The sequence below is a fragment of the Nonomuraea sp. 3-1Str genome, assembly GCF_031570565.1.
GTDB lineage: Bacteria > Actinomycetota > Actinomycetes > Streptosporangiales > Streptosporangiaceae > Nonomuraea.
In genome coordinates, this window is sequence record NZ_JALHBK010000007.1 from 156,479 (window position 1) to 172,419 (window position 15,941).

At 71.8% G+C, this 15,941-nt stretch carries 12 protein-coding genes; 8 read left to right on the top strand and 4 right to left on the bottom strand.

From position 1 onward, the window contains the following. The first annotated feature begins 46 nt into the window (after positions 1-46). From MTP10_RS14310 to rox, 3 genes are all read left to right on the top strand, one after another. Positions 47-1,294 (top strand): NlpC/P60 family protein, encoded by a 1,248-nt coding sequence (locus MTP10_RS14310; RefSeq protein WP_310709639.1) that lies wholly within the window; start codon positions 47-49, stop codon positions 1,292-1,294. Positions 1,295-1,445: 151 nt separating this feature from the next. Continuing rightward, complete coding sequence (locus MTP10_RS14315; RefSeq protein ID WP_310709640.1) at positions 1,446-2,018, top strand: GNAT family N-acetyltransferase; 573 nt, start codon at positions 1,446-1,448, stop codon at positions 2,016-2,018. A gap of 472 nt (positions 2,019-2,490) precedes the next feature. Then, a complete protein-coding gene (rox, locus tag MTP10_RS14320; protein ID WP_310709641.1) occupies positions 2,491-3,918 on the top strand; it encodes a rifampin monooxygenase in 1,428 nt (475 codons plus the stop codon). A gap of 247 nt (positions 3,919-4,165) precedes the next feature. On the opposite strand, the gene MTP10_RS14325 is transcribed toward rox, so the two are convergent. Further along, positions 4,166-5,308, bottom strand: a complete 1,143-nt coding sequence (locus MTP10_RS14325; protein WP_310709642.1) for an arginase family protein — start codon at positions 5,306-5,308, stop codon at positions 4,166-4,168. A gap of 491 nt (positions 5,309-5,799) precedes the next feature. On the opposite strand from MTP10_RS14325, the gene MTP10_RS14330 reads away from it, so the two are divergent. The 3 genes from MTP10_RS14330 (at position 5,800) to MTP10_RS14340 (ending at position 10,092) form a co-directional block, all read left to right on the top strand. Beyond that, positions 5,800-6,702 (top strand): 4-(cytidine 5'-diphospho)-2-C-methyl-D-erythritol kinase, encoded by a 903-nt coding sequence (locus MTP10_RS14330; protein WP_310709643.1) that lies wholly within the window; start codon positions 5,800-5,802, stop codon positions 6,700-6,702. A gap of 391 nt (positions 6,703-7,093) precedes the next feature. Beyond that, complete coding sequence (gene trpS / locus MTP10_RS14335) at positions 7,094-8,185, top strand: tryptophan--tRNA ligase (RefSeq protein ID WP_310709644.1); 1,092 nt, start codon at positions 7,094-7,096, stop codon at positions 8,183-8,185. Between the two features lie 62 nt (positions 8,186-8,247). Further along, on the top strand, positions 8,248-10,092 hold the full coding sequence (locus MTP10_RS14340) for an ABC-F family ATP-binding cassette domain-containing protein (RefSeq protein WP_310709645.1): 1,845 nt from the start codon (positions 8,248-8,250) through the stop codon (positions 10,090-10,092). 18 nt (positions 10,093-10,110) lie between these two features. Here the strand turns inward: MTP10_RS14340 and MTP10_RS14345 are convergent, their stop codons facing one another. Continuing rightward, the gene (locus tag MTP10_RS14345) at positions 10,111-10,611 is read right to left on the bottom strand and encodes a MarR family transcriptional regulator (RefSeq protein ID WP_310709646.1); all 501 of its coding nucleotides are present in this window, start codon (positions 10,609-10,611) and stop codon (positions 10,111-10,113) included. A gap of 56 nt (positions 10,612-10,667) precedes the next feature. Here MTP10_RS14345 and MTP10_RS14350 point away from each other — a divergent pair, with 56 nt between their 5' ends. Both MTP10_RS14350 and MTP10_RS14355 read left to right on the top strand, forming a co-directional pair. Continuing rightward, a complete protein-coding gene (locus tag MTP10_RS14350) occupies positions 10,668-11,474 on the top strand; it encodes a trans-aconitate 2-methyltransferase (protein WP_310709647.1) in 807 nt (268 codons plus the stop codon). A 71-nt stretch (positions 11,475-11,545) separates the two neighbouring features. Further along, complete coding sequence (locus MTP10_RS14355) at positions 11,546-13,036, top strand: CYTH and CHAD domain-containing protein (protein ID WP_310709648.1); 1,491 nt, start codon at positions 11,546-11,548, stop codon at positions 13,034-13,036. A gap of 12 nt (positions 13,037-13,048) precedes the next feature. Here MTP10_RS14355 and MTP10_RS14360 read toward each other — a convergent pair whose 3' ends face one another. Both MTP10_RS14360 and MTP10_RS14365 read right to left on the bottom strand, forming a co-directional pair. Further along, a complete protein-coding gene (locus tag MTP10_RS14360) occupies positions 13,049-13,888 on the bottom strand; it encodes an NUDIX hydrolase (RefSeq protein WP_310709649.1) in 840 nt (279 codons plus the stop codon). Beyond that, a complete protein-coding gene (locus tag MTP10_RS14365; RefSeq protein ID WP_310709650.1) occupies positions 13,875-15,938 on the bottom strand; it encodes an RNA degradosome polyphosphate kinase in 2,064 nt (687 codons plus the stop codon). Before MTP10_RS14365 ends, MTP10_RS14360 begins: the two co-directional genes overlap by 14 nt. Positions 15,939-15,941 lie beyond the last annotated feature (3 nt).

The following is a 15,941-nucleotide window of genomic DNA, read 5'->3' on the forward strand; positions in this document are numbered from 1 at the left end:
CCGGACGATCCTGGGGCCTCCATCCCGCAACGGCACTGGAGGCCTCATGCACCCCCACCCCGTGTCCCTGCTCTGCCGCGCCTCGCTCACGATCGGCGGCGGCCTGTTCGCCGGCCTCACGGTCCTGCCCGGCCCGGCATCCGCCACGGCCCCTGGCCCCTGCTTCGGCACCGTCACCCTCTCCAAGACGTACGCCCGGCTCCTGAACGACGCCCGCCTCACCGGCGGCCTGTCGCGGAGACCCGGTCGCCTCGGGGGCACCGATCAGCCGATCCTCTTCGCCGCCCGCCCCGGCAGCCCCGCAAGGGGCCAGGTACGCGTCATCGTCGCCCTGCCTCCCCGGGCATGCGCGCGGCGCGCGCCCCTGACGGACGCACTCGCCCACGCGGGCATCACCCTCACGCATCCCCTGTCCACACTCGTCAGGCCCACCTGGTGGCCTCTCTGGCCCTACGCCACCCCGTTCTCAAGCCACCCCTCACACGCCTCGGCCGCCGCACTCACCACACCGTGGAAGCCCTACGGACAGAGCGGGCAGGAGCCCTTCCCGAGGTCGTCAGCACCCACAGACCCCCTCGGCAGGCCCCACTGGAGCCCCCTCCGGAACCCACGAACCGCCACCCCACCACCCACGCGGCCCAAGACCCATCCCCCCACGCCTCCCATCCCCCCGAACCCCGCCGCAACCGACCCCGCCCTGACCCTGCCTCCAGACTCGCCCGCCACCTCCCTGACCCTTCCGCCCCCTCTCGATGAGCCGGTCATCACGCCGATCCCTCAACCCCGTACTTCCACAGCCCCGGATCACCGGGGAGACAGCAAGAGGGACGGCGCCACCCCCGCGAGCAAGCGGGACGACGACTCGCCCACCGTCAGCAAGGAGGCCCGAGGGGATCTCGCCGTGGCGGCCGCCCTCAACCAGCTCGGCACCCCGTTCTCCTGGGGCGGAGGCTCCTCCTCAGGCCCGACCAGAGGTGTCGGGAGAGGCGCGGGAACCACGGGCTTCGACTGCAGCGGCCTGACCCTCTACGCCTGGTCCAAGGCGGGGGTGAAGCTGGGTCACTACACCGGCTCGCAGTTCCGCCAGGGCCGTAGCGTCTCCCTGGCCGACCTGCGCAGGGGCGATCTGGTCTTCTTCGGCGGCGGCGCCGGCGACCCCACCCACGTGGGCCTCTACCTGGGCGAAGGCATCATGATCCACGCCCCCAGGACGGGAGACGTGGTACGCAGGACCAGCTTCCTCCAGTCCAGCCACTACCGCCCCCTCTACCGAGGCGCCGTCCGCCCCGGCTGACCACCCCAATGCCGCCAGCGCGCGAGATCGGGTGTCTCCATCCTGGGAGTCTCCTGGCCGGGTTCATGCCAAGGATCCGGAGTGGCCTTCGGTTCCCGGACTCCTTCGGCCGGTCGATGCGCGCGATCGTCGTTCCCGCGATAATCGGCGGGTGCCCTTGCTCGTCGAACCTTCGTTGCCCCCGGGCAGGATGGCGACGCTCTCGCAGCCCATGCTCGACGCCGACGGCATCCTGCTGCGGCCGTGGCAGCGGTCGGACCGGCCCGCCGTTCTCGCCGGTTACGCCGATCCGGCCATCCAGCGCTGGCACTGCCGGTCCATGACCGCCGACGAGGCCGACGACTGGATCGGTTCCTGGGCCGGGCGATGGCGTCAGGAGACCGGTGCGGGATGGGCCGTGGTGGACGCGTCGGAGGTGGTCGGCCAGGTCAGCCTGCGCCGGCTGGACTTCCGGGATGGTTGGGCGGAGGTGTCGTACTGGGTGCTGCCCGCCGCGCGGGGCCGTCGCATCGCCACGCGGGCCCTGTCGGCCGTGACAGCGTGGTCGTTCGTCGCGATCGGACTCCACCGTGTGGAGCTGAACCACTCGACGGCCAACATGGCGTCGTGCCGGGTGGCGCAAGCCGCCGGTTTCGCCATGGAGGGAACGAAACGCCGCGAGGCGCTCCACGCCGACGGCTGGCATGACATGCACCTGCACGCCCGCCTCGACACCGACGACTGACCTCGGGTGGCGCGTCCGAAGCCGTACGCGGCGCGCCGCCGCTTTGTGCGGTGGTTGTCCGTCCACTGCAGACGACAAAGGCAAGGAGTTTCCGCACTCCTTGCCACTCTCAATCTATAGCGCCCCCAGGGGCTTGCGGCAAGACCCGGGTCGTGCTGCAGAATCTCCCACCGAAGCCGGCACCTGCGAAATTCAGGGATGTACGACGTAGGCGGGCGTGGTTCTTGTCGACGGCCGTGGCTCGCTGAACGTCGAACCGATGGTGGGACTCGCGATGCGGTTCCGGACATGCAGCCCGAAGGCACGGAGGCGCGCGTCGCCGGGCTGCGCGAAGGCACGAAGGCGCGCGCAGTCGGGGTGCGCGAGGGCACGGAGGCGGGCGTCGCCGGGCTGCGCGGAGGTGCGGAGGTGCGCGCAGTCGGGCTGCGCGGAGTAGGCGGCCGAAAATGCGACTTTGTTGAATGGGGGGTTCATGTTCGACGTGATCATTGTCGGCGGCGGACCGACCGGCGTGATGCTGGCCGGCGAGTTGCGGTTGCACGGCGTGCACGCGCTCGTGCTGGAGAAGGAGGCGGAGCCGACCAAGGTCGTCCGCGCGCTCGGCCTGCACGCCCGCAGCATCGAGGTGATGGACCAGCGCGGCCTGCTGGAGCGGTTCCTCGCGCTCGGCAAGCAGTACCCGGTCAGTGGTTTCTTCGCCGGCATCAGCAAGCCGCGGCCGGACCGGCTCGACACCGCGCATCCGTACGTTCTCGGCATCCCGCAGACCATCACCGAGCGCCTGCTGACCGAGCATGCCACCGAGCTCGGCGCCGAGATCCGGCGCGGCTGCGAAGTGGTCCGGCTGAGCCAGGACGAGGACGGGGTGACCGTCGAGCTGGCCGACGGCACGGAGCTGCGCTCGCGCTACCTCGTCGGCTGCGACGGCGGCCGCAGCACGGTGCGCAAGCTGCTCGGCGTCGGCTTCCCTGGTGAGCCCGCCCGGGTCGAGTGGGTGCTGGGCGAGGTGGAGGTGACGATGCCGCCGGAGGAGTTGGCGGCCCTGGTGGCCGAACTCGGCAAGACCCACAAGGGGTTCGGCGCCGTACCCCTCGGGGACGGGGTGTATCGCGTCCTCGCGCGCGCCCAAGGGGTGGCCGAGGACCGTGCGGTCCCGCCGACCCTGGATGAGCTGAAGCAGGGGGTACGGGCGATCGCCGGCACCGACTTCGGCGTGCACTCACCGCGCTGGCTCTCCCGCTTCGGTGACGCCACCCGGCAGGCCGAGCGCTACCGGGTCGGCCGGGTGCTGCTGGCCGGCGACGCGGCGCATGTCCATCCGCCGACCGGCGGGCAGGGGCTCAACCTCGGCGTCCAGGACGCGTTCAACCTGGGCTGGAAGCTGGCCGCCGAGGTCGGCGGCTGGGCACCGGAGGGGCTGCTGGACAGCTACCACACCGAACGTCACCCGGTGGCCGCCGACGTGCTGAACACCACCCGCGCGATGGTCGAGTTGACGTCCGTCGAGCCCGGTCCCCAGGCAGTGCGCCGGCTGATGTCGGAACTGATGGACTTCGAGGACGTGAACCGGTACCTGATCGAGAAGATCACCGCGATCGGCGTCCGCTACGACTTCGGCGAAGGGCACGAACTGCTCGGCCGGCGGCTGCGGGACGTGGGGCTGAAGCGGGGCCGCCTCTACGAGCTGATGCACGGTGGCCGCGGGCTGCTGCTCGACCAGACCGGCCGGCTTTCGGTGGCGGGGTGGGCGGATCGGGTGGACCACGTCGTCGACGTCAGCGAGGAACTGGACGTGCCTGCCGTGCTGCTGCGGCCGGACGGCCACGTGGCGTGGGTCGGCGAAGATCTGACGGATCTGCTCAGCCACCTGCCCAAGTGGTTCGGCGCGCCCGTCAGCTGAAGGGGAGGTCTGGCCCGAGAGGGCGGGCCGTTGTGACGGGATGCGCGACCCGTTGTGACGGGACGCGCGACGTCGCGGCGGCGATCCGGGCCGAGCAGGGCGAGATCATCCGTCCTCGATCACCTCGGGGTGCTGGTGACCGAGGACGGCCCAGGCGCAGGGAGCAGAGCGAAAGAGGGTTGCACGGGTAGCCCAGGACGAGCCGGCTCCCCGTCCGTGGCCCGCAGTTCGGTCATGGTTTCTTGCCTCAGGGGCGTGCGCACGCCTCCACCAGCGCCTTGACCAGAGGCGCGAGGAGCGCCTGGTCCTCTGGCCGGGAGGGTTCGTACTCCGTGATGCCGAGCCCGGCCGTCTCGAAGCGATCCGCTGTCGCCCTGACCATGGCGAGAAGCTGGTCCGGCTGAAGTCCGCCGGGGGCAGGCGAGCCGACACTGGCGAAGGTCTCGGGGTCGAGCACGTCCAGGTCGATGTGGATGTACACGGCCGGGCGCTCACCCGGATCGCCCTCGTCGCGGACTGCTGACGCGATCGCCGCCGTCAGCGCCTCCGGGGCCGTCAGCGAAGCCGGGACCGTCGCCGAGGCTGCGGTCGTCAGGTCGGCCGGGACTGCGGGGGAGATTGCGGTCGTCGGGGGAGCCGGGACCGCCGAAGAGGTTGCGGTGGTCGGGGGAGCCGGGACCGCCGAAGAGGTTGCGGTGGTCGGGGGAGCCGGGATCGTCGGCGAGGCTGCGGTCGTTGGCGGAGCCGGGGGCGTCGGCCCGGCCGGGGTAGGGGGCGGTGCGCTGACGTGCTGGATGCCGCTGCTCCGGATGAAGGCCGTCTCGCCCGGGTCGAGATCCCGGGCTCCGGCGAGCACGATGCGGCGTGGGTCCAGCGGGCGGTCCGGTACCAGGCCCGTGGGGCCCTCGCCGGTCAGGGCGCGAAGGACCATGCCGTGGAAGGCGCCCGAGGGTGACGTGGCCGGGGTGTTGAGGTCTCCGTGCGCGTCGAACCAGACGACCACCAACCGGTCCCCGTACCGGCGCAGCGCCTCTGCCACGGGTTCCAGCTCGACCCCGCAGTCGCCTCCGGCCGTGACCACGAACCCACTGGCCTCCGACACCGCCGACCGCACCCGCGCCGCCGTCGCGGGCAGGTCGTCGTCATCGACGTCGACGCGTACGCGGTGGGTCGCGGGCACCATGCCGGCCAGGAGCCGTGCCCCTTCGCGCAGCCGCTCGGCCGTGGGCGCCCCGGAGCCACGCCACTGCGGCACTTCCACCACCGTGACGTCGGTGCTCGCCGCGACGGTCGCACCGGCCTCGGCGACGGCCCTCGCGTCGAGGGTCGCCCTGGCCGGAGCTGCGGATTCATCGGCGGTGTTCGTCGTCGCCCTGGCCGTCTCGTCCACTCTGCCCCCTCACCGATCCGAGCGACATGATTGCACGGTCACAGGCCTGGCCGGCGTGCCGGGTCACCACTCCCATGGGCGTCCGTCCCGTCAGGTGGACCGGCGTCCACGCCGTACGACCGGCAGGCGTCCGTCCCGTCAGGTGGACCGGCGTCCACGCCGTACGACCGGCAGGCGCCCGCCCCGTCAGCCCGCCCGGCGTCCACCGACCGGCAGGCGTTCACGTGGTCAGCCGGACAGGTCGTCCGCGCGTACGGTCAGTAGGCGTCCAAACCGTACGGCCGGTGGGCGTCCACCCCGTAACCGGGTCGGGCGGGGCGGGGCATCGCTGCCGTTCGGGTGGCAAAAGACCAGGCCAGTACAGAACCGTGCATTGCCGCACCCTCACAAGGGATGACCCCGGCCACTTCCCGGAGAACCGCGTGACAGGGCTACGGGCCGTATACCATCGGGTGTCCTTCCCGGCAGGCGATGAGAGTGGCAGAAGATTCATGAGTTCGGTGACCGTACGGGTGCCCGCGAAGGTCAACGTCCAGTTGTCCGTGGGGCCGCTGCGTGAGGACGGCTACCACGACCTGGTCAACGTCTTCCATGCCGTGTCCGTCTTCGACGAGGTCGTCGCCAAGGAGTCCGACTCCATCACCGTGTCGGTGGCGGGCGAGTGGGCCGACCAGGTGCCGCTCGACGACGGCAACCTCGCCATCCAGGCCGCCCGCGCCCTGGCCAAGCACGCCGGGCGTACGTACGGGGCCGAGCTGATCATCCACAAGTCCATTCCGGTGGCGGGTGGCATGGCCGGAGGCAGTGCCGACGCGGCGGGCGCGCTGGTGGCGTGCAACGAGCTCTGGGGCTTGGGCCTGCCGGTCGAGGATCTCATGGAGATCGCCGCCGACCTGGGCAGTGACGTGCCGTTCTCGCTGCTGGGGGGAACGGCGGTCGGCACCGGGCGGGGCGAGCGGCTGAGCGACGCGCCGACGGGCGGTGAGTTCCACTGGGCGTTCGCCGTGGCGCACGGAGGGCTGTCCACGGCCAAGGTGTACGCGGAGTGCGACCGGCTGCGCGAGTCGTCCGGCGCGGAGGTGCCGTGGCCGCAGCTCAGCGAGTCGCTGCTGGCGGCGCTGCGTACCGGTGACGCGGAGGCGCTGGGGGCCCGGCTCGGCAACGACCTCCAGGCCGCCGCGCTGTCCCTGCGCCCCGATCTGAGCCAGACCCTGGACGCCGGTCGCGAGGCCGGAGCCCTGGGCGCCCTGGTCTCCGGCTCGGGCCCCACCTGCGCCTTCCTCGCCACGGACGCCGACCACGCCCAGCGCCTGGCCGACACGCTGACCGCCCTCCCGACCTGCCGCACCGCCCTCGCCGCCCACGGCCCGGTCCCGGGCCCGCGCCCGGTCTGAGGGCAGACGGCCGGGTCGCCGGCCCGCGCCCGGTCTGAGGGCAGACGGCCGGGTCGCCGGCCCGCGCCCGCTCTGAGGCGCGACGGTCGGGTCCCGTGCCCGCGCCCGGCCTGGCGCGTGGGAGTTGCGTGAGGCTCGGAACGCCCGGACCGCAGGCAGGGCCGGGCGTGGGCGAGGTGGCAAGCCCGCCGATCTTCTTGAGATCACGCCGGCTGACGTTATGATGAGCCCATGCATCTTTCGTCATGCCTGAGCTGGTGGCGCTCCTCCTAGGAGCGGCCGCCTCTCACGCATGACAAGGGCCGTTCGGACGGACGGCCCTTCTGTGTTCCCTGGAGCAGGGGTCGCGTCGTCCTGACGGCGATACCGACCCACTCACCAGGAGACGCTCATGAACACCATCGCAGAGCCCGAGACCCTCCCCTCCGACTCCCTCGGGGTGTCCGCCGCGCAGGCTCGCAGCACGGAGCTGGAAGAGCTGATCCGCAAGGACCCGGGGCAGTTCCGGGTGCTGACCGGCGACCGCCCCACCGGACAGCTGCATCTGGGCCACTACTTCGGCACCCTCCACAACCGGGTACGTCTGCAGAACCTCGGCGTGGAGATGTTCGTCGTCATCGCGGACTATCAGGTCCTGACCGACCGCGACGTGGCGAGCAACCTGACCGGGTACGTCGAGGAGCTCGTACTGGACTACCTCGCCATCGGCGTGGACCCGGCACGCAGCACGATCTTCACGCACAGCGCCGTCCCCGCCCTCAACCAGTTGCTGCTGCCCTTCCTCAGCCTTGTCTCCACCGCCGAGCTCAGCCGCAACCCCACGGTCAAGGACGAGATCGCCCACTCGCGGCAGTCCTCCGTCAGCGGGCTGATGTTCACCTACCCCGCCCACCAGGCCGCCGACATCCTCTTCTGCAAGGCGAACCTGGTCCCGGTCGGCCGGGACCAGCTTCCCCACCTGGAGCTGACCCGGACCATCGCCCGCCGCTTCAACGACCGCTACGGCGCCGGCACCGCCGTGTTCCCCCAGCCTGACGCCCTGCTGTCGAACGCGCCGCTCCTGCTCGGCACGGACGGCACCAAGATGAGCAAGAGCCGGGGCAACGCCATCACCCTGGCCGCCGACGCCGACGAGACCGCCCGCCTGCTCAAGGGGGCCAAGACGGACTCCGAGCGGCACATCACCTACGACCCGGCCACTCGCCCGGAGGTGTCCTCGCTCCTGCTCCTGGCAGCCCTCTGCCAGGGCCGGACCCCCGAGCAGGTCGCCGCCGAGATCGGCGCCGCGGGAGCGGCCGCGCTGAAGAGGACCGTGACCGAGGCGGTCAACGAGTACCTGGCTCCGATCCGGGCCCGCCGGGCCGAGTACGCGCAGGACCGTGCCCACCTCCGCCAGGTGCTGCGTGAAGGCAACGAGCGGGCCGTGGCCGTGGCCGATGTCACCCTCGCCGAGGTGCGTACCGCCATGAACAGCCACTACTGACGCCCTCGCCGGGCAGCGCGGGGGCTCGGCCGGGCGGTTGGGGCCGATACGCTGGTGTAGCCATGAATCTGGTCAATCTTGAGTCTGTCTCCCATGCCTACGGGCCCAAGCCGCTGCTCGCCGACGTCTCCCTCGGGGTCGAGGCCGGTGAGCGCATCGGTGTCGTCGGCCGCAACGGCGGTGGCAAGACCACGCTGCTGTCGGTCATCGCCGGTGACGTGCAGCCCGACACCGGCCGTGTCACGCACACGCGGGGCCTGCGCGTCGGGTTCCTGTCCCAGCGCGACGACCTCGACCCGAGCCTGCCCGTGCGCGAGCTCGTGCTCGGCGGGCGCGCGGAGCACGAATGGGCCGGTGACCAGTCCGTACGCGAGATCCTGACCAACCTCATCGGCGACCTCGACCTCGACGCCAAGGCGGGCGAGCTGTCCGGCGGGGAGCGGCGGCGTACGGCGCTGGCCCGGCTGCTCATCGACGAGCATGACCTGATCATGCTCGACGAGCCCACCAACCACCTCGACATCGAGGCGATCGCCTGGCTGGCGGCGCACCTGTCCGGCCGCAGGAGCGCGCTCGTGGTCGTGACGCACGACCGGTGGTTCCTCGACGCCGTGTCCACCCGTACGTGGGAGGTCGTGGACGGCCGGGTCGAGCGCTACGAGGGCGGATACGCCGCGTACGTGCTGGCCAAGGCCGAGCGGGCGCGCATCGCGCAGGCCGCCGAGGAGCGCCGCCAGAATCTCATGCGCAAGGAGATCGCCTGGCTGCGGCGCGGCCCGCCCGCCCGTACGTCCAAGCCGAAGTTCCGCATCGACGCCGCGCAGGCGCTGATCGCGAACGAGCCGCCGCCGCGGGAGAGCGTCGAGCTGGTGAAGTTCGCCACGGCGCGGCTCGGCAAGACCGTGTACGACCTGGAGGACGTGACGCTCCACGCCGGCGGTCCCGGCGACGGGCCGCTGGTGCTCGACCGCACCACGTGGCAGTTCGGGCCGGGTGACCGCATCGGTCTGATCGGCGTGAACGGCTCGGGCAAGTCCTCGGTGCTGCGCCTGCTGGCCGGCACGGTCGAGCCCGACTCGGGCCGGCTCGTGCGGGGCAAGACGGTGCGGCTGGCGCACCTGTCCCAGGAGCTGGCCGAGCTGGACCCGGGGCGGCGCGTGCTGGAGACGGTCGAGGAGATCCGCAAGTACGTGCAGGTCGGCAAGAAGGAGTGGACGGCCTCGCAGCTCCTCGAACGCCTCGGGTTCAAGGGCGACGCCCAGTGGAAGGTCGTCGGCGACCTGTCGGGCGGCGAGCGGCGGCGCCTGCAGCTGCTGCGGCTGCTCATGGACGACCCGAACGTGCTGCTGCTCGACGAGCCGACCAACGACCTCGACATCGAGACGCTGAACGAGCTGGAGGACCTGCTCGACGGCTGGCCGGGCACGCTGATCCTGGTCAGCCACGACCGCTACTTCCTGGAGCGCGTCACCGACCGCTCGGTGGCCCTGCTGGGCGACGGCCGGCTGTCTCTGCTGCCGGGCGGCGTGGACGAGTACCTGGAGCGGCGGGCGTCGGGCGTGGCCCTCACGGCCCGGACCGGCGCGGGCACCTCCGGCGCCCCCGCGAAGAACACGCTGAACGGTCCCGCCAGAGAGCCGAGAGAGGCGGCGACGGCCGAGGGCGAGGCGGCGCCGGGCGGGCTGTCCGCCAAGGAGGAGCGGGAGCTGCGCAAGGAGCTCAACCGCCTCGAACGCCAGCTCGACAGGCTCGGCGAGCAGGAGGCCAAGCTGCACGCGGCGATGGCGGACGCGGCCAGCGACTACGCCCGGCTCGGCTCCCTCGACGCCGAGCTGCGCGACGTGCTGGCCCAGAAGGATTCGGTCGAAGGCGCCTGGCTGGAGCTGGCCGACCGCCTCGGCGACTGACCCGTCCGAGCCGGGCGGTCAGGAGTCGAACGGCGTCAGGAGGGTGCGGAGGAGGGCGGCCAGGGCCCGCTGGTCCTCCGCGCTCAGCCCCGCCAGCAGCTCGTGCTCCCTGCGCAGCAGCCCCGCGAACGCCGCGTCCACCCGGTCGAGCCCGGCCGGGGTGAGCGACACGAGCACGCCCCGCCGGTCCTCCGGGTCGGGCCGCCGCACCACGAGCCCGGCCTGCGCCAGCCGGTCGATGCGGTTGGTCATCGTGCCGGAGGTGACCAGCGTGGCCCGCAGCAGCGCGCCGGGACTCAGCTCGTACGGCTTGCCGGCGCGTCGCAGCGCCGTCAGCACGTCGAACTCCCACGGTTCGAGGTGGTGCTCGTCGAAAGCGGCACGTCTTGCCCGGTCGAGGTGTTTGGCAAGCCTCGATACGCGGGAGAGCACCTGGAGGGGCTCGACGTCGAGGTCGGGCCGTTCGGCCCGCCAGGCCGCGACGAGCCGGTCCACCTCGTCCTGCGCATCCTGCGTCATGACATTCAGTCTACTATCTTGACATCGAGATATGTGTCTCGATATCAATTATCTTTATGTCGAGAGATATCTGGGACCCCGCGACCTACGCAAGGTTCGCCGACGAGCGGTCGCGCCCCTTCCACGAGTTGCTCGCCCGCGTCGGCGCCGACGAGCCGGACTACGTCGTGGACGCGGGATGTGGCACCGGAGAGCTCACGCTGGAGCTGGCCCGCCGCTGGCCCGGGGCGACCGTGGAGGGCTTCGACTCGTCCCCGGCGATGATCACCAAGGCGCGGGAGCTGCACGCGGCGCCGAGGTTCGCGGTGGCCGACATGACCATGTGGCGGCCCGACCGGCCGGTGGACGTCATCGTCTCCAACGCCGCCCTCCAGTGGGTGCCCTCGCACCGCGACGTGCTCGAACACTGGGTGGAGGCGCTCGACGACGGCGGCTGGCTGGCCTTCCAGGTGCCGGGGAACTTCGACGCGCCCAGCCACGCGGCGATCCGCGAGGTGTGCGCCTCGCCCCGCTGGGCGGACCGGCTCGGCGACTTCGACCGCGGCAGCCCGGTGGGCGACCCGGTGGAGTATCTGGACCTGCTGGACTCCTGCGGCTGCCAGGTCGACGCCTGGGAGACCACGTACATCCACGTGCTCCAGGGCGAGAACGCCGTGCTCGACTGGATCTCCGGCACGGCCCTGCGGCCCATCCTCGACCGGCTGTACGTGGACGAGCACTTCTCCTTCAAGGAGGACCTCGCGGCCCGGCTCGACGAGGCCTATCCGGCCAGGGAGTACGGCACCCCGTTCCCGTTCCGACGGATCTTCGTGGTCGCCCACAAGGGGGTACCCGTCGACCAGGGTGGTGACGACCACCGGTAATCAATTCGGGCTTATGTGATTGTTCGCCGCACAGTGGCATGATTGTCCATATATGGACCTTGTGAGGTGTGGTGGGCATCGAGATCGAGGACAAGTTCGACGTTCCCCCCGATTACGCGATTCCGGACCTGAGCCGGGTCGGACAGGTCGTGGGGCCCAAGAGCCACACGCTCGTGGCGATCTACTACGACACGCCTGACCTGAGGCTGGCCGCCCACGGCATCACGCTCAGGCGCCGCAGGGGCGGCGACGACGCCGGCTGGCACCTCAAGCTGCCCAGAGCCAAGGGCGCCCGCCAGGAGATCGGCCGGCCCCTGACCCGCAGCGTCAGGGTGGTGCCGGACGACCTGGCCGAGCTCGTCCGCGGCCACACGCGGGGCGCGCCGCTCCAGGCGGTGGCCGAGCTGGAGACCCGCAGGAGCGTCACGGTCGTCCGTGAGGGCGACAGGCGGCTCGTGGAGGTCGCCGACGACCGCGTCAAGGGCACGGTCTTCGGCGAGGAGCTGCGGATCGTGCGCTGGCGGGAGGTCGAGGCGGAGCTGCTCGACGGCGACGCCGCGGTGCTCGCCAAGGTCGGCAAACGGCTCAGGAAGGCGGGCGCGACCCCGTCCGGCGCGGCCAGCAAGCTCGCCCGGCTCCTCGACGTGCCCGCCCCGCCCGCGCCGCCGGCCGAGCCGGGCAGCGCCGGCGAGGTGGTGACCGAATACCTCTCCGGCCAGGTCCGTGCCCTGCTCGCCCAGGACCCCCAGGTACGGCTGGCGGAGAAGGACGCCGTCCACCAGATGCGGGTCGCCTCCCGGCGGCTGCGCAGCGCGCTCAAGGCGTTCAAGAAGATCGTCAAGAACACCGGCCACGTCCAGGACGAGCTCAAGTGGCTCGGCAGCGTGCTCGGAGAGGCCCGCGACCTGGAGGTGATCCGGGGCAGGTTCGCCGAGGAGCTGGCGGAGATCGCGCCCGAGCTGGTCACCGGCCCCGTCCGGCACAGGCTCGGCGACGGCCTGCGCGCCCGCGAGGCCGAGGCGTACGGGCGGATCCGCGAGGCTCTGAGCGGCGAGCGCTACTACCGGCTGCTCGACGCCCTGGAGCAGTTGGCGGCCGAGCCGGAGCAGGGCAAGCGCGCCGTCCGGCCGGCAGGGGAGGAGCTGGCCGCCGTGGCCGCCGCGAACTGGGAGCGGGTGGCCCGGAAGTACGACGCCGCCCGGGCGATCGACGACCCGCAGCGCCACGAGACGGCCATGCACGAGGTCCGCAAGGCCGCCAAGCGCGCCCGCTACACCGCCGAGGCGGTCAGAGCCGTCCTCGGCCCCGGGACGCCACGGCTGGCCAAGCTGGCCGAGGGCGTCCAGGACGCGCTGGGCGCCCACCAGGACGCCGTGGTGGCCCAGGAGACGCTGGTCAAGGAGGCGGAGAGCGCCCGCGAGGCGGGGGAGGACACCTTCACCTACGGGCTGCTGATCGGGCTGGAGCGCGCCGTCGCGGACCGCGCCCTGGAGGACTTCCCCCGGGCGTGGGCCCGCACGGCCACGGCGGCCGGCAAGGCGCTCAGCAGGCTGAACCCCTAGGAACGGCCGGCGTCAGGTGGGGTAGCGCTCCACGCCGACGACCCGCCCGTCCACCCGGTGCAGCACCGCGAACTCCCCCTTCTCCAGCCGGACGTCGTCGCCGCTGAGCCGCATGATCAGGTGGGGCAGCACCTTGCCGTGGCTGCACACGACCGCCGGCCCGCGCAGCATGGCCACCAGCGCGGGGGTCTTGTCCGGGTCCTGGCTCTCCTCGCTCAGCAGCGGCTCCAGCCGCACCGGGGCGCCGTACGGCTCGACCGTCTGCACGCAGCGCAGGCTCGGCGAGCTGACCACCTCCTCGGGCCGGTAGGCGGGAAGCACCGCGGCCAGCGTCGCCGCCTGGGCCACGCCGTCGGCGTCGAGCGGGCGCAACGTGTCGTCCCCGTCCCATTCCCGCCGGGACCCGGCGAAGCCATGCCGTACGAGGACGAGCGGGGTGGTCGTGAGCGGCGCGGCCATGAAGGCGTCGGTCAGATCGGCGTCCCACGCGTGGGTGAGCAGGGCGCGGGCCTCCTCCGCCGGCAGCCAGCGCAGCTCGTCCACCTCGTCGCCGGGCGCGAAGCCGTCGTCCCCCACGACCCGGGCCGTCCAGTAGTCGACCCGCTTGAGCCGGTCCTTGTACGGATAGTGGACGGGCGGCAGGGCGCGGCCGAGCGCGACCCTGAGGCCCGTCTCCTCGCGCACCTCGCGCAGGGCGGCGGCCACCGGGTGCTCGCCGGCCTTGAGCTTGCCCTTGGGGTACGTCCAGTCGTCGTAGCGGGGGCGGTGGATGAGGGCGACCTCCGGCGCGGCCGCGTCGCCGCGCCAGACGACGGCTCCGGCCGCGCGCAGCGGGTCGTCAGTCGTCGTCAACGGTCCTCCAGCGGCGCGTGGCGATCAGGTGGTTCTGCAGGTCCTCGCCGGGGTGGTGGACCCACTTGCCGTCGCCGTCGAGCCACCAGGCGTTGGTGGTCTCGGCCATGACCCGGTCCATGAGGTCGATCAGGTACGCCCGGTGCTGCGACGAGGTGACCTTGACCAGGGCCTCGACCCGGCGGTCCAGGTTGCGGCGCATCAGGTCGGCACTGCCGATCCACACCTCGGGGCGCCGGCCGAGCCCGAACTCGTACACCCGCGAATGCTCCAGGAACCTGCCTAGCACCGACCGAACCCGGATGTTCTCGGACAGGTCGGGCACGCCGGGTCGCAGGATGCACACGCCCCGCACCCACAGGTCCACGGGCACGCCCGCTCGTGAGGCGCGGTAGAGCGCGTCGATGAGCGGCTCGTCCACCAGGGAGTTCGTCTTGATCCTGATGCGCGCGGGCCGCCCGGCCCGCTGGTGGGCGATCTCCCGCTCGATCCGGGCCAGCAGCCCGCCGCGCAGGGAGTGCGGGGCGACCAGCAGCCGGCGGTAGGCCGAGTGGTTGGAGTAGCCGGTCAGGTGGATGAACAGGTCGGTGACGTCCTCGCCGACCAGCGGGTCCGCGGTGAGCAGGCCGAAGTCCTCGTACTGCCGGGCCGTCTTGTTGTTGTAGTTGCCGGTGCCGATGTGGCAGTAGCTGCGCAGCTCCCCGGAGGGCTCCTGCCGCACGACGAGGGCGAGCTTGCAGTGGGTCTTGAGCCCGACGACGCCGTAGACGACGTGGCAGCCGGCGCGCTCCAGCTTGCGGGCCCACGAGATGTTGGCGTGCTCGTCGAAGCGGGCCTTGATCTCGACCACGACGACGACCTGCTTGCCCGCCTCGGCCGCGTCGATGAGGGCGTCCACGATGGGGGAGTCGCCGCTGGTCCGGTAGAGGGTCTGCTTGATGGCCAGCACCCTCGGGTCGGCGGCGGCCATCTCGATGAAGCGCTGCACGCTGGTGGAGAAGGAGTCGTACGGGTGGTGCAACAGCACGTCGCGCTCGCGCAGCACGCTGAAGATGTCGTCGTCGGCGCTGACCACCTCGGCCGGCACGAACGGCCGGTAGCTGAGGTCGCCGCGGTCGAGGTCGGCGATGGCGTGCAGGCCGGTCAGGTCCAGCGGCCCGGCGATGCGGTAGATCTCGTGGGGCGCCACCCCCAGCTCGTCCACCAGCAGCTCCAGCACCTCGGGTGTGATGGTGTCCTCGACCTCCAGCCGGACGGGCGGACCGAAGCGGCGCTTGAGCAGCTCCTTCTCCAGAGCCTGCATGAGGTTCTCGGTCACGTCCTCGTCGACGTCGAGGTCCTCGTTCCTGGTGACGCGGAAGACGTGGTGCTGGACGATCTCCATGCCCTTGAACAGCTGCCCGAGGTGGGCCGCGATCACGTCCTCCAGCGGCACGAACCGGCTCGGCGACGCCTGCACGAACCGGGGGAGCTGGGAGGGCACCTTGACCCGGGCGAAGACGGTGTGGTCGGTGGACGGGTTGCGCACCACGACGGCCAGGTTGAGGCTGAGGCCCGAGATGTACGGAAAGGGGTGGGCGGGGTCCACGGCCAGCGGCGTGAGGACGGGCCTGATCCGCTCCCGGAACAGCTTGCGCAGCTCGGTGCGCTCGTCGCGGCCCAGGTCCTCCCAGCGGGCGATCTCGATGCCCTCCGCCGCGAGCTTCGGCACGATCGTCTCGTGGAACACGGCCGCGTGCCGTCTGGCCAGGTCCTCGGCGATGGTGGCGATCCGGGCCAGCTCCTCGCTGGGTTTCAGCCCGCTCTTCGTTCTCAGCAGCAGGCCGGTGGCCATGCGTCGTTTCAGGCCGGCCACCCGCACCCTGAAGAACTCGTCGAGGTTGCTCGCGAAGATGGCCAGGAAGCGCACCCGCTCCAGGAGGGGGAGCGACGAGTCCTCGGCCAGCTCGAGGACCCGCTCGTTGAACTGGAGCCAACTCTCCTCGCGGTTGAGGAACCTCTCCTGGGGCAAGGGCAGGTCACTTCCAGGATGCAGCAGTTCCACGGACATATG

Bases quoted from the DNA above. Each gene is read 5' to 3' on its own strand.
- MTP10_RS14310 (WP_310709639.1), top strand. From the start codon at position 47: ATGCACCCCCACCCCGTGTCCCTGCTCTGCCGCGCCTCGCTCACGATC.
- rox (WP_310709641.1), top strand. From the start codon at position 2,491: ATGTTCGACGTGATCATTGTCGGCGGCGGACCGACCGGCGTGATGCTG.
- MTP10_RS14330 (WP_310709643.1), top strand. From the start codon at position 5,800: ATGAGTTCGGTGACCGTACGGGTGCCCGCGAAGGTCAACGTCCAGTTG.
- trpS (WP_310709644.1), top strand. From the start codon at position 7,094: ATGAACACCATCGCAGAGCCCGAGACCCTCCCCTCCGACTCCCTCGGG.
- MTP10_RS14340 (WP_310709645.1), top strand. From the start codon at position 8,248: ATGAATCTGGTCAATCTTGAGTCTGTCTCCCATGCCTACGGGCCCAAG.
- MTP10_RS14345 (WP_310709646.1), bottom strand. From the start codon at position 10,611: ATGACGCAGGATGCGCAGGACGAGGTGGACCGGCTCGTCGCGGCCTGG.
- MTP10_RS14350 (WP_310709647.1), top strand. From the start codon at position 10,668: ATGTCGAGAGATATCTGGGACCCCGCGACCTACGCAAGGTTCGCCGAC.
- MTP10_RS14365 (WP_310709650.1), bottom strand. From the start codon at position 15,938: ATGTCCGTGGAACTGCTGCATCCTGGAAGTGACCTGCCCTTGCCCCAG.